Source organism: Dinghuibacter silviterrae (assembly GCF_004366355.1).
GTDB classification, from domain to species: domain Bacteria; phylum Bacteroidota; class Bacteroidia; order Chitinophagales; family Chitinophagaceae; genus Dinghuibacter; species Dinghuibacter silviterrae.
The window spans coordinates 1,857,839-1,870,769 of record NZ_SODV01000002.1 but is presented as its reverse complement, the minus strand read 5'-3'; the positions used below and the strand labels follow the sequence as shown (position 1 = coordinate 1,870,769).

General features: G+C 53.8%; 11 protein-coding genes. 4 read left to right on the top strand and 7 right to left on the bottom strand.

The window, feature by feature from the left end; genetic code table 11:
• The first annotated feature begins 52 nt into the window (after positions 1-52).
• A complete protein-coding gene (locus tag EDB95_RS24895; protein ID WP_133998991.1) occupies positions 53-1,123 on the top strand; it encodes a hypothetical protein in 1,071 nt (356 codons plus the stop codon).
• 6 nt (positions 1,124-1,129) lie between these two features.
• Positions 1,130-1,693, top strand: coding sequence for an O-methyltransferase (locus tag EDB95_RS24890; RefSeq protein WP_133998988.1), 564 nt, complete (start codon positions 1,130-1,132; stop codon positions 1,691-1,693).
• Here the strand turns inward: EDB95_RS24890 and EDB95_RS24885 are convergent, their stop codons facing one another.
• From EDB95_RS24885 to EDB95_RS24855, 7 genes are all read right to left on the bottom strand, one after another.
• Positions 1,694-2,443 carry an outer membrane beta-barrel protein gene (locus EDB95_RS24885; RefSeq protein ID WP_133998985.1) on the bottom strand — a complete coding sequence of 250 codons (750 nt, stop codon included), beginning with the start codon at positions 2,441-2,443 and terminating at the stop codon, positions 1,694-1,696.
• 97 nt (positions 2,444-2,540) lie between these two features.
• Positions 2,541-4,619: a hypothetical protein gene (locus EDB95_RS24880; RefSeq protein ID WP_133998982.1), complete on the bottom strand. Its 2,079-nt coding sequence runs from the start codon at positions 4,617-4,619 to the stop codon at positions 2,541-2,543.
• Between the two features lie 94 nt (positions 4,620-4,713).
• The gene (locus EDB95_RS24875; protein WP_133998979.1) at positions 4,714-6,570 is read right to left on the bottom strand and encodes a T9SS type A sorting domain-containing protein; all 1,857 of its coding nucleotides are present in this window, start codon (positions 6,568-6,570) and stop codon (positions 4,714-4,716) included.
• A gap of 18 nt (positions 6,571-6,588) precedes the next feature.
• Complete coding sequence (locus tag EDB95_RS24870; RefSeq protein ID WP_133998976.1) at positions 6,589-8,310, bottom strand: tail fiber domain-containing protein; 1,722 nt, start codon at positions 8,308-8,310, stop codon at positions 6,589-6,591.
• A 102-nt stretch (positions 8,311-8,412) separates the two neighbouring features.
• Entirely contained in the window at positions 8,413-8,895 is a 483-nt protein-coding gene (locus tag EDB95_RS24865; RefSeq protein WP_133998973.1) for a hypothetical protein, read from the bottom strand.
• 222 nt (positions 8,896-9,117) lie between these two features.
• Positions 9,118-9,816, bottom strand: coding sequence for a LytR/AlgR family response regulator transcription factor (locus tag EDB95_RS24860; protein ID WP_133998970.1), 699 nt, complete (start codon positions 9,814-9,816; stop codon positions 9,118-9,120).
• Positions 9,813-10,859 carry a sensor histidine kinase gene (locus EDB95_RS24855; protein ID WP_133998969.1) on the bottom strand — a complete coding sequence of 349 codons (1,047 nt, stop codon included), beginning with the start codon at positions 10,857-10,859 and terminating at the stop codon, positions 9,813-9,815. The genes EDB95_RS24860 and EDB95_RS24855 overlap by 4 nt, the downstream gene beginning before the upstream one ends.
• Before the next feature lie 200 nt (positions 10,860-11,059).
• Between EDB95_RS24855 and EDB95_RS24850 the strand changes: the two genes are divergently transcribed.
• Complete coding sequence (locus tag EDB95_RS24850; protein ID WP_133998966.1) at positions 11,060-11,794, top strand: hypothetical protein; 735 nt, start codon at positions 11,060-11,062, stop codon at positions 11,792-11,794.
• Between the two features lie 22 nt (positions 11,795-11,816).
• Entirely contained in the window at positions 11,817-12,929 is a 1,113-nt protein-coding gene (locus EDB95_RS24845; protein ID WP_162852782.1) for an efflux RND transporter periplasmic adaptor subunit, read from the top strand.
• Positions 12,930-12,931: the final 2 nt, after the last annotated feature.

Below are 12,931 nucleotides of genomic sequence, written 5' to 3'. Positions count from 1 at the left end.
TTGTGTTGCTTTTAACAATGATTACCACTAATTTAAAGGGAACTACGGCCACATGAAACCCCTTCTTTTCTTTCTTTTGCTTGCCGGACCGGCTGGCTTTAGCGCCGCGCAAAAAGTGCCCGTCGTCATTCATCTGACCCCGCCCCCCAAATTAAAAGGTGTTTCCGCTTTGCCCTTCGACAAGGTGGTCGTCATCGACAAGCGATTCGACACGGCGCACCCCGGTACCTTCGGCTTCGTGGATCAATACATATTCAAGTTTGACCAACCGCTCCCGCGGGTCGTTGAAGCGTACATGGACAGCGCAGCCGCAGCCGTTCCTCACAGGGAAGGAACACTTTATGTTTCTATAAACCGGTTTGCCATAGTCAATGCACCTTTTGAAATCGACCTCATAGCCGATGCATTCCTGCCCTCAGGCGACTCCGGGTTTAGAAAAGTGGCCTCCATCGACAGCCATTTCCTGGCCGATGGCCGAAGCGGGTACAAAATCCTTGTCACCAGGGCCTCGGAAAGAGCGCTGAATGCCCTCCTCCAGCGGATCGCCGGCGACGGCCTGGCCGGAATGCCGCGATACTATTACGCGCGAAGTACGGTTTATGCGCCGATCACCCGTAGTTGGTTGCGCTACCCCGTGATGGCTGCAACCGGTTTCCCGTCCGCCGGCGTCTACCAGACCTGGAGTAATTTCCGGAGCAATTTGCTGGACACCGGCGACTACCCTTTGACGATGACCCCTGACAGCAGCTATTTCTTTGGCTACCCCATGCCTGTGGCGGAGCGTCATTTTAAAGGAATCTACGCGGTTTGTTATAACGGTCTGCTGTATTACAATCTTTTCGACCAATATCTTCTTCCTCTGGTCAAAACAAATGGAACCTTCTCTTTTTATGTTCCCTCTTCCCTGTCGGCCCTCTTACCGGAGCCGTTGCCTCCTTTTGATGCTTTCCAGGCGTTGGATCCACAGTACCCCGACCCTGTGGACATGGCCCCAATGCCCTCGAAGCCTGCGCTGCCCTCCACTGCGGAAAGGGGGTTGCAAACATACCGGGAAAAAAAACTGGCGGGGATGAAGGGGAAGACTTGTTTTATCGATATGGATACAGGACAGATCGTATATTGAATCCAAATGCAACCCTTCCCCTCCGCGTATCAACGCATTCTTGACAAGACCCTGGAATCCGGGTTCACCATGGCCTCTGACGCCCTGACGTGTTCATTACTCCGGACCCTTGCCGTATCCAAGCCCTCGGGCAAGTTTCTTGAACTTGGCACCGGCACCGGGCTTTCGACCTCGTGGATCCTGGATGGCATGGACCCGCCATCCACACTGATCTCCATCGACAACGACGCCGTTTTTCTGGACATCGCCCGGGAAGCGCTGGGGTCGGACCCCCGTTTGCAGCTTGTGTTGACCGACGGCGGCGCGTGGATCGAAGAAAACGCGCACCAAAGGTTCGATTATATTTTTGCCGACACCTGGCACGGGAAATACCTCCTTTTAGACAAGGCGCTGGCGATGCTTAACAAAGGTGGATTCTATATCATCGACGATATGCTGCCACAGCCCAACTGGCCGGAGGGGCATGAAGAAAAGGCCACCGGTCTGGTGGCCTTTTTAGAAGCAAGGGAGGACCTTTTGCTGACAAATCAGTTGTGGGCGACGGGGGTTGTTATCGCGGTGAAAAAATAGTTATGCCTTCCCGTGAGGCCGCAGATACCAGTGAAACGCTACCAGAGCGGTGAACCCATCCGTATTGGTGCCCAGGGTATAATTGTTGGGCTTGGTCGTCTGGCCTCCGGTGGTGGAATTTGTCGTCACCGTGCTGTTGGTGACGTCGCTGTGCTCATAGCTGTGCAGGTATCCCAGACCGAAATCGATGCCGATATCGGGACGGATCCAGTGCGTGACCCCGAGGTACCCGCCCCCGGTCCAGGTTACGATGCCGCTGGTCGTCCCGCTGGACGTATAGGTGCTGGTGGGGGAACCGCCGGACCCGGTGGTATTCCCTGCACCGATCCCTACGGTGCCCTGTGCCTGCAGGTAAAGCATCGTGCGCAGGGGCCTGCTCTCATAGAAATAATAGCGAAGCATGGGGCCCAGGTCCACCGTCGTGCTGTTCGTGGTGGTGATTGACGAAGAGGGGCTGGTCTCCGTATTGTTCGCGGTGGTCCGGTTGTGCGTGTAGCTCACCCCGAGGTTACCGGCCAGGACCAGGTGGTTGGTGACAAACACACCGACCTGGGGCGTCATGCTCAGGCTGTACGCGTGCGTAACCGCGTCCTTCGTCCCCCCATCCGGGTAGCTGTAGTCATTGGTTGACTGGGAATAAGTCGTGGTACCGACGGAGGCACCCACGAACAGGGTCCCTTTTTGTGTTTGGGCAGAGGCACGGAACATGCCTGCGGAGCACAGGAGTGCAACGAGTAAATGCTTCTTCATAGTCGTAGATAAATAGTGAAATATACGGTTTGGGGATATAGACGCCTGTGGCGTTTATCCGTTTAACCTGTAGCAGGAGTCCTCCTGTTAAAGATTCCTATAAATTTACCGTATGCTCGTAAAATGTCTTCCAGTATAGTGTCGTCAGGCTTTGGTAAACGCCAAAGTCGTTCGCAACAGAGGGATCCACCAGTTCTGCGATATTCAGATCATACCTTGGCGTACCTTTTCCCTTATCTTCGATCGCCATTTGTTTGACGTTATTACGGATGGCAAGGCCTTGCTCAAAGGCTGCCATGGCATGCGGGTGATCCCCGAGCCCCGAACCGGCATCACCTTTGAGACCGGCGATGTACCCTTGGTGTTGCAATGCCCGCACGCGGCTTTGGAAACCTGCCTGTACAAGGTGTTCCTGGCCGACAAAGCCCACCAGGCCTGAAATATCTGCCGATCCGGCGTTTGCAAGTTCCTCCCCCTTTTGGAATGGATCCGATTTCCGCTTTTTTGTTTCCCTATGCTCTTCAAAGACCCGGTTTACTCCCTTCTCGACTTCGCTGGCCGATTCTTCGCCGCTTAGGTCGTCATCACGGTCTACCGTTTCCTTGAATCGGCGCTTTAGGTCTCTTTTTACTTTAATTTTCTTCTTTTCTTTGCCGGAAGCCCTTTTGCCCTTATTCCGTTCTTCCACCACCTCTTGCAGTTCTGTCATGTGTTCATCGGCCGAGTCGTCGTCCGAAAATTTCTCCATGTCCTTTGTCTTGAGCTTGCTCAGGATATTTTTCTTTTGTTTAAAAAGTAAACGCTTTTGTGGATCTTTATCCGTAAGCTTAAGCGCATCGTCTTTGGCCTCGCGAAGCTGCCCTTTAAATTCTTCCTTCTGCTCCGCGTCCAGCAGATCAGCCGTCAGTCCGTGTACCTCATGTTGGATTTGGTGCTGACCGAGGAGGTGCGTCTGGGCTTCCCTGTTCTCTTTTCGCTTTACCGTATCGTTTGCCGGGTCGCTGTAAAACGCCGGGATCGTCGGAAAGTAGGTGTCTCGTATCAGATGGGCAATGGCCAAAAGGGCCCCCTCTTTATCCGTAAATGCAGCCCCCGGGGTGCCGCTAATGTCAACATTCGTAAAATCGGTATGGTCGGTTGTACTAAAGAATTGATTTACATGCAACCGCATCTTGCCTAAAGCGTTTCTTTGGTCCGTTTTTGTAAGCGTAGTAATGCTTCGACCCATTGCAAAGTGCTTCTCGATTTCCTCCAGCGGCTTCTTGCTTTTTTCCCAGGCCGAAGGGAAATTCCCTTCTTCCGTCACCACATTTTTTTCTTTCCCTTCCTCTATTTCCGTATCATCGTCGTCGTCCTCTTTTTTCTTTTTCTTTGCTACTTTTTTCTTTTCCACCTTTCCGAAAGCTTCCGGAGCCGTTACCTTTCCATCTGCAATGTTCTGCAGCCCGATGGGCGCGAACATAAACATCCCCGCGCTTCTTCGACCTTCGGCCAACAGAAGTACTTCCAGGTGATAACGCATTTTGCTAAGTTCATCGGCGCTATAACCGTCCGGCGTGTTGCCCTTCATCAGCGAAAGATGCGCTTTTGCCACTTCCGTATCGCCACCATGTTTGTCCGCCAGCGATGAAAAGGACATGGACAGTTCCTTATAGGCGACGCCTTCCCCTTTGACGTCTTTACCCAGGTTGCCCGAAGGATATACCATACCATCGATGGCGCCCCTGTCCGTTCGATCCGTGTTCCTAAGGGTGCTCGACGCGAACTGGCTCTGCGTGCGCGGGGTGCCATGATCCAAAGCAAAAGTATAACCAGGGCTCATCTTGGCTTCCTTTAACACATTGTAGGCGTCAAACGCATTGTTCACCTGGCGGACCTGTCCCCCCTGGGGGTACACCTCATTCCAGTTGAGGTGCTTTTGATGCAGATCGGTGGATAGCGGAGGAGTGGTCAGCTCATCGTCTTTCATTTTTTTGATGATCCATTTGTAGAGATATTCCACGATCTCGTTCTCGGTGACGTCAATCGTTTGGGAACCGTCGTTGTTTTTAAAAGCAATCCGCTGTATAACAGATTTCCCAAGATCGGCAGCGGGGCCTGCCATAGTATTCTGACGGTGCGCGGCGGCGCGGGAAGAGGTGCGGGAGGTTTGTGATTTCGAGAGATGAGCAAACATGGTTATAAGGTACGCAAATAAGCGGAATCTGCGCGCGGAGTAAGAAAAAGCCCCACACATGGTGTGGGGCGTATTGATATATCCAAGTCTGTACCTAGTTTGCCAGCAATACCATCTTTTTTGTGCCTACGATCTTCCCATCGATGGTTAGGGTATAGAAATAAGTCCCGGGGGCGAGACCGGCCGCCGGTATTATTTCCTGCCCATCCCCTTTGCTTTGGATCCGTACGGTTTTCAGCACGTTGCCGTTGGCATCGGTGATGCTTAACTGGACGATGTTGGACTTTTCGGGGATGTGATAGGGGATCGTCGTGGTGGTGATGAAAGGATTGGGCGCATTCTGCTTCAGGATGGGGCGGTCACCCGTCAAGGTAAGCGTGTTGTTCCCCTTCAGCTCATTGATCTGCGCCTGGATGGCGGTGACCTCGGTTTGGAGGCTGCTGATGGCGTTGGATAAGGTGTCGTTCTCCTTGCTCAACTGTTGAACCGATTTGACCAGGGGCGGTACGAAGTCGTCATAGCGCAAACCGTAAAAGTCTTTGCCGCCTTGGGGTTTGACCACTCCGCTAAAGTCATAGTTGACCTTTTGTGCGGCAGCGCTCACTTCCTGGGCGATGAAACCCGAGTAGACGACCTGTGCTTTCTGGGTCATTGCCTGCTGCATCCGGTTATCGACCCCGCTGGGATAAAGCACACTGTTGATCCCGTTGACGTCCAGGGTATAGGTGACGGGGCGGAGAAGGTTGATGAATTCCAGGCCCGGTACATCTTCCTGGATGTTCTTTTTATACCGGCCGTCCGAGAAGTTGGTCCAGTTGGCATAGCCGCCGATAGTGGTGGTGGCTGTATTGCCAAATATGGCTTCGTTGCTGGCAGTGGGGGTTGCCATGTTCCCGATGGCGATGGTATTGGAAAGGTTGGCACCGGAACCGGGACCTGCCTGGTCCCCGATCGCCGTGTTGCCGCTCCCGGTTGAATTATAATACAGGGCCTGGTATCCCAGGGCCGTATTGTTGCTGCCCGTGGAGTTGTCGTACATGGCCTCATAGCCTAACGCGGCGTTGCCAGAGCCGGAGGAATTGGAGGTCATCGCCTGGTCTCCCACGGCGGTATTGCCATTGGCTGTATTGGTCCCTGCGAGTGCGCTATAGCCGATCGCCGTATTCCCGCCGCCCTGGTTGCCGTAGGCCGCAGAATAGCCTATGGCAACGTTTTCTATCCCCGTCGTATTTTGGGCCAGCGCGTTGTTCCCGATGGCCACGTTGTTGTTTCCGGTCGTATTGGCCAGCATGGACTGATAACCGGTCGCTACGTTACCATAGCCGGTTGTATTGTTCATCATGGACTGATAGCCGATGGCGGTATTAAAGCTCGCCGTATTGCTATACAGTGCCTGGTACCCCATGGCCGTATTTTCCGAGCCGGTAGAGTTGTTATAGAGGGTGAGGGCTCCGAATCCGCTGTTATACTGACCGGTCGTATTGTCCTGGAGCGCGTTGGACCCGAAGGCCGAGTTTTCACTGGCCGTGGTATTGTAGTACAACGCGAGCGGGCCGACCGCGCAATTGCCTATCCCCGTGGTGTTGTCGTACAGGGATTCCAGGCCCACGCCCACATTATAGTTCCCGCTGCTGTTCTGGGCCATGGAGTAGTACCCGATGGCGGTGTTCCCCTGTCCCCCGACATTATGCGTCAGGGCGTAGTACCCGAAAGCCGAGTTCTGTATCGACCCGGAACCAAGGGTTCCACCGGAACCCAGCCCCCAGAACGTATTGTCCCAGGAAACGTCGATTTCCCCGGAGACGATACCCTCGGCCTCGAAAACGAGGCTTTGGCCGTTGGTCGTGCCCAGGAAATTCCCGGAGCTGATCGCGTTCCCGGTCAGGGACCACTGGGCTTGTACGGAGGCATAACACAGGAGATAGGCAACAAAGATGTATAGCTTTTTCATATAAAATTCGGTTGATCGTTATTGGATGCGGCCCTTTTTTTCGCGGCCGGTGAGCATGGCGCTGTCTGCCGGCTTGGCGTCGCTCCTGGGTTCTTTCGATCCCATGGCGGCCATCTGTGCAAGCCGGTTCAATTGCAGGTGGGCATTGTACAACTCGTCCTGGAGGTCGCTCAACACCTGTGTAAGGCTATCGTGTATCCGGCTAAGCTCCTGGACCGAGGCGGTTACCGGGACTACAAACTCGCCGTAATTCAGGCCGTACAGACTAGGCGTGGTCCCCATGTGCGCCACCCCGTCGAAACTATAGCTAAGGGATTTGGCTGCCGTATCCACCTCTTGGGCAACGAACCCGGTGTACCGGATCTTTTCCTTCAGGGCAACGGGGGCGGGATCCGGCGCCGGCTCCGGCACGAACTGGCGCGCAGGCGACAGGACGGTGGGCTGTGCTACCGTCGACGTCAGCACCCGGCCAAGCCCGGTCAGATCCAGGTTATAGGTCACCGGGCGCAATTGCCTGATAAAGGCCAGGCCCGGGACATTCTCCTTGACATTCTTCTTGTACCGCCCGTCGGAAAAATTGGACCAGTTGGCATAGCCACCGATACTCGTTATCGACGAATTGCCGACGACGACCTCGTAGCTGGCCATACAAGAGGCGTCATAGCCAAGGGATACGCCTTCTGTAAAACCACTGCTTGTCGCCGTGGCGCCGGTGCCCACCGATACGGCGAGTTCCCCCGTGGTGTTTGCGGGCAGGGAAAATGCGCCAAAGGAGATATCGTTGAGTCCGGACGTGTTGTTGACAAGGGCCTCCAGGCCAAACGTTGTGCACGACCCGCCTGTCGTGTTCTGATACATGGCGATCTCGCCGATGGCGATATTGTAGAAGGTGCTCGCCCCGCTGTTGTTCTGCAACGCTGACGCACCGATCGCCGTATTGGTCGGACCGCCGGCATAGTACAACGCATTGCTTCCAATACCGATGTTGAAATTGGAGGCGCTGGCCCTCATGGCAACGAACCCGTAGGCGATGTTATCCGTGCCGCCATGACTGTTCTGTCCCGCTTCACAGCCGACAACGATGTCATCCGACCCTCCAGCGTTGGAGTCCATCGCAACGAACCCCAGCGCGATGTTTGTCGACGAGGTTGACAGGTAGAGCGCGCCGTGCCCGAGCGCCTCGTTGGCATAACCCAGCGAGTTCGTATAGAGCGCACGCCCCCCGAACGCGTCGTTCCAGTTGCCGTCCGTGAGCGTCTGCAGGGCATTGGACCCCATGGCACAGTTATCGATGCCTTGGCTGGTATACCCTCCGTTGTTTACGTGATACAGCGCCAGCGGCCCCACCGCCACGTTGTTGTTGGAGACCTGGCCTCCATACATAGCCTCCAGGCCCACGGCGGTGTTGAAGGCCCCGGTGGTGTTAAAGGCCAACGCATACCGGCCGAATCCCACGTTTCCCTGGCCCGTGGAATTACCCGACAACGCGTACCGACCCATGGCTACGCCTTGTACGGCCGTTGTCGGTGATCCGCCGCATTCTTCCCCCAGGAAGGTGTTCTGGTTGGAGACATCGATCAGACCCGCATTGAAGTTGTTGGCTTTCAGGAGAAGGTTTTGGAAATTAGTTGTCCCGATAAAATTGCCGGGACTGATGGCATTGCCGGTGAGTTGCCATTGCGCATGAAGGCCCGGCCCGGTACTGAGGCCAAGCCCCAGCAATAGGTAGATTTTTTTCATCCGAAAGGGTTAAACAGGTTAGGAAATAAGGATACCTACCGAGCGCCACCAAATCTAGTCAAAAACCACCTACGGTGTATGGGGGTGAAATAAAATACGTCTTTACACGTATATCCGTTCCGCAATCCGTTTACCCGACTGATTGCCCAGGATGATGAACTCGCGTTTTTTCCGTCCCGCTGTCTCAATATATACCCTCCCGTCATGCGGATAAGGCCCCATCCCCCATTTTGGCCGGGGATTGTACCATGCATTGGTTACATCCCCACGTGGAATCAGGAAGTTACTCCTGTTTTTCGCTATGATACTGCCGTCCAGCAAATCAACCTCTTTGATCGCATCCAGGTATTTGGTTTTTATGTAGGAAGAAGGATCTGTCAAATTCCCATGAACCGCCAGCAAAGCGGTAATGGCTTTTGTCAGCTCATCGCTGCCACCCGGCGCGCTGATCAATCCATGGACCTTGATACCGACCAGGTAGTCCTTGGTCAGTAAGACAAGGAACGTGCGGTTTAATATCAACGCGTAATATTCCATGGCCACGAAGTGGTTGCCCTCCTTGAGGGGGAAGTCTTTGAGTCTCATAAGTGCTCTGTTGGCGGAGAGCCTACTCTCCATGTGGGGGCAATAGGCCCCCCAAAAACAAAAACCCGCCTGGTCAGGAACCTGGCGGGTCTTACATGCTATGATGATGATGTCACTACATAGCCCGGCTGGTTCCTTCTTCGAAGGAGCTATACGAACTACTGTATGACATTTGATGCTTCATTGCAGGGCAAAGGTATGCATTTCTTTGAAGATACAAAATCAAAGCGTCCATTTTTCAATGAATTGCTTAAGCCCCTCCTTATATTGATCTCCAATCGCAATGACCGCGCCGGCGATATGCACGGCGGACTTGGAAATGCTGTTGATCTTCCCCAGGGATACAATAAATGACTTATGTACCCGCATAAATTGACCGGCCGGTAGCTTTTCTTCTACACTTTTAAGGGTGGTGAGCGACATCACCGGCTTGCTTTCTCCCCTGATGTGTACCTTGACATAGTCCCTGCAGGCTTCGACATAGAGGACGTCCTCATGGGCCACCTGTACCAGTTGGTGTTCTACTTTCAGGAAAAGATACCCCTGTTCGGGGGAGGCGGCCTGATACGCCCTGGCTTTGCTGGCGGCCCGGAGGAATTCCTCGTAGTTGAAGGGTTTTAGCAAATAATCCAACGCGTCTACCTTGTATCCTTCGATGGCATAGTGGTTATATGCGGTGGTGAAAACGATCCGCGGCCCCCTGCCGTTTCCCAAGATACGGGCCAACTGCATGCCGCTGACATCCGGCATTTGAATATCCAGGAAGACCAGTTGCACATCCATAACATCCAGCCGCGCCAATGCCGCCGCGGCATTTCCGTAACGGCCCTTGAGCCTTAAAAAAGGGGTCTGTTCAATAAAGGAACAGACAAGACTCAAGGCCAGGGGCTCGTCATCTATTGCGATACAATTCACCATCATAAATTGAGTTCCAGGCACACCGTGTAGGTCGTCTCCGGCTCTTCCACGATGTTCAGACGATACCGGTCTTTATATAATAATTCCAGTCTCCGCCTCGTGTTCGAAAGCCCAATGCCCCCGTCCAGGTCGGCGGAAAGACCGTTTTTGCTGACGATGCAGTTCCTGACCTCAAACCGGAATGTCCTGTCGATGAGGGTCGACCGGATGTGTATCCTCCCGGGAACCATCGTACTCACCCCATGTTTGAAGGCGTTTTCTACAAAAGGGATCAGGAGCATGGGATAAATCGGATCATCGCTGACGATGCCCGGTTCTTCTACGACGACCGTGGTGCCTTCCTGCAGGCGTATCCGCATCAGTTCGACGTAGTCCCGTACAAAATTGACCTCCTTGCTCAGCGGAACGGTATCGTGTGCCTCATAGAGCAGGTAGCGCATCATCCTGGACAGCTTGTGCAGGGATTCACGGGACTGGACAATATCAATGAACGTCAGGGAGTATATATTATTCAGCGTATTGAAGAAGAAATGAGGGTTGATCTGACCTTTTAGCAACGTCATCTCCGACTTCATTTGCGCCTGCTCCAGGGACTGGCGCGCCTGGTTTTCCTTTTGCCACTGTTGAATGACCGCCACGCTCGTGCTGATGCCCAAGACCAGCAAAGTGGTGGTCAGCATATAGATATTGACCACGGACCGGTCTACCAGCTTTATCCCCAGTTGCCGGCTGAGCAGCGCTTGAAGGTGCAAAGTCCGGTCCAGGAAGGTGTTCACCACAACGATAAAAACGACATTCAACGTCACGGAAACGGTAAAACGAACCCCCTTTTGTCTTAGCAGGTATTCGGGAACAGCGACCAGCGCATTGTAATAGAAAAAGATAACGAGCAGCAGCAAGTGTACGCTTTGAACGATCCAGAATTCAGGAGGAAGCTTCACCCCAAAGTTGTGCGGGGGATACAAAAGAAGGACAAACCCCAGCAAGCTCCATACCAGGATGTGTATCAAAAGGACGACGTATTGGCGCTTGTTGCGGATCTCCATGGAGGGTCAAAATTAGCCGAAAGGGCCCGGCGGCCCCAATAGAACCAACGTAACGACCTGGATCGTCGATCAAATGACCAATTCCGTCGATGAAGGCCGACCCACGCGGTTATCGGCCGGATAAGGTTTTTCATCGGATCGTATGTCCTTTTCGTCGATGGCTTTTTACCGAACCGGAGAACCGGTTCAATTTTAAGAATATGAGAGGCCTACTTTTGTCCCTGTTCCTTGTAACATGGACTTATTCGCTTTGGGGGCAGGTGACCGTACAAGGAACCGTCTATGACAGAACGGTGATCAACGGGTTGCAGGAGGTCACCATCAACGATATACACGGGGCCATCGCCGTTTCCGACTCACTGGGACATTATTCGGTGACCGTCCCGGAGGGAGACACCATCTACTTTTCCTACCTAAAAAAGCGGACGATGCCGTTCCCGGTAAAAAACCTCCGGGATCCAATGAATTTCGACGTGAGCATTGACGCAGAAGGCCCGGCCGTCACGCCCATTTTTATAACCGCCAACAGCTACCACACAGACTCGTTATTGAACCGGGAGGAAAACCGGGAGATCTTCGATTTCCAGCGTCAAGGCCATTACGTGCGCAATATCCGGACGATGCCCGGTGGCGCAGGCCTTAACCTGGGGGGGACATTTGACATGGCCATGCTTTTTGACCACAGCGTCGAAAGAAGCAGGGAAAGCGTTCAAAGATGGATGATCACCGAAGAAAAGGATAAATACGTCGACCACCGTTTCAACAAGGCGATCGTCAAAAGGATCACCGGGCTGGATTCGGCGGACTTGCGGCGGTTTATGCGGGACTACCGGCCGAGCTATGCGCTGATAAAGTCCTTTCCCTCCGATTGGGAGTTTTATGAGTATATATTGGAGTCCAGTAAATCGTATTTAGAGGATGAACAAAAAAAATAGTATATTAACAGTGGTGAGCGACATGAAAAGAATAATCATCATCCCGCTTTTCCTGTTCAACTTTCTCTATTCCTGCCAGAATGGACAACCGCCCAATTCCGGTGCAGCTCCGGAACGGTATTCCGTCCTTCTTTTGGCCACCGCTTCCGTGTCCACGCACAAGGACTATCCCGCCACCATCCAGGGAAGACAGGACATCGAGATCAGGCCCATGATCACCGGATACCTGGCCACCATCAACGTGAGCGAAGGGGCTAAGGTCAATAAGGACCAGTTGTTATTCACGATCAAAAATCCCCAGTATGAACAGGAAGTCCGCAGCTCGGAAGCCGCGGTCCAGACGGCCGACGCAGACCTCGCTACCGCTAAAATGAGTTACGCGAAGGTCAAGCCGCTGGTCGACAAACAGATCGTCAGTAAATACGAACTGGAGTCGGCGGATTACACCCTGCGGACCAAGGAAGCAGCCCTCGCCGAGGCAAAGGCCAGCCTTGAAAATGCGCGGACCAACCTGTCCTACACCATCATCCGAAGTCCGCACGAGGGCGTGATCGGAACCATCCCGTACAAGATCGGTTCGTTGATCGGCAGTACCAGCAGCAGCGCCCTGACAATGTTGTCCGACATCCGGCAGGTATATGCCTACTTCACCATGGATGAGAAAACCACCCTCGGGTTGTTAAAAGATGCCCGTGCGGAAGACCTTCAGCGCGCCCTCGACCGTTTCCCGGCAGTGACCCTGGTTCTTGCGGACGGCTCGCTCTATGCGCTGCAAGGCAGATTGAAAACCGCCAGCGGATTGATCAGCAGCGGCATGGGGTCATTTACGATAAAAGCTGTTTTTGACAATCCGCAGGGACTCCTGCGAAGCGGGGCCACCGGTTTTGTGCGCATTCCCCTGCACCTGGACTCGGCCCTCCTGGTGCCGCAAAGCGCCACTTTCGAACAACAGGATAAAAGGCTGGTGTATGTGGTGCAGCCGGATAACAGGGTCCATGCCGTGGCGATCACGGCAACTCCGACGGACGACGGCAAGTCCTTTATCGTCTCCGACGGTCTGAAAAGCGGTGAACGCATCGTCCTGAATGGGCTGACTACCCTTCGGGACAGTCTCCTGATCCAACCCGTCCAGTAAAA

Bases quoted from the DNA above. Each gene is read 5' to 3' on its own strand.
- EDB95_RS24895 (WP_133998991.1), top strand. From the start codon at position 53: ATGAAACCCCTTCTTTTCTTTCTTTTGCTTGCCGGACCGGCTGGCTTT.
- EDB95_RS24890 (WP_133998988.1), top strand. From the start codon at position 1,130: ATGCAACCCTTCCCCTCCGCGTATCAACGCATTCTTGACAAGACCCTG.
- EDB95_RS24885 (WP_133998985.1), bottom strand. From the start codon at position 2,443: ATGAAGAAGCATTTACTCGTTGCACTCCTGTGCTCCGCAGGCATGTTC.
- EDB95_RS24880 (WP_133998982.1), bottom strand. From the start codon at position 4,619: ATGTTTGCTCATCTCTCGAAATCACAAACCTCCCGCACCTCTTCCCGC.
- EDB95_RS24875 (WP_133998979.1), bottom strand. From the start codon at position 6,570: ATGAAAAAGCTATACATCTTTGTTGCCTATCTCCTGTGTTATGCCTCC.
- EDB95_RS24870 (WP_133998976.1), bottom strand. From the start codon at position 8,310: ATGAAAAAAATCTACCTATTGCTGGGGCTTGGCCTCAGTACCGGGCCG.
- EDB95_RS24865 (WP_133998973.1), bottom strand. From the start codon at position 8,895: ATGAGACTCAAAGACTTCCCCCTCAAGGAGGGCAACCACTTCGTGGCC.
- EDB95_RS24860 (WP_133998970.1), bottom strand. From the start codon at position 9,816: ATGATGGTGAATTGTATCGCAATAGATGACGAGCCCCTGGCCTTGAGT.
- EDB95_RS24855 (WP_133998969.1), bottom strand. From the start codon at position 10,859: ATGGAGATCCGCAACAAGCGCCAATACGTCGTCCTTTTGATACACATC.
- EDB95_RS24850 (WP_133998966.1), top strand. From the start codon at position 11,060: ATGAGAGGCCTACTTTTGTCCCTGTTCCTTGTAACATGGACTTATTCG.
- EDB95_RS24845 (WP_162852782.1), top strand. From the start codon at position 11,817: ATGAAAAGAATAATCATCATCCCGCTTTTCCTGTTCAACTTTCTCTAT.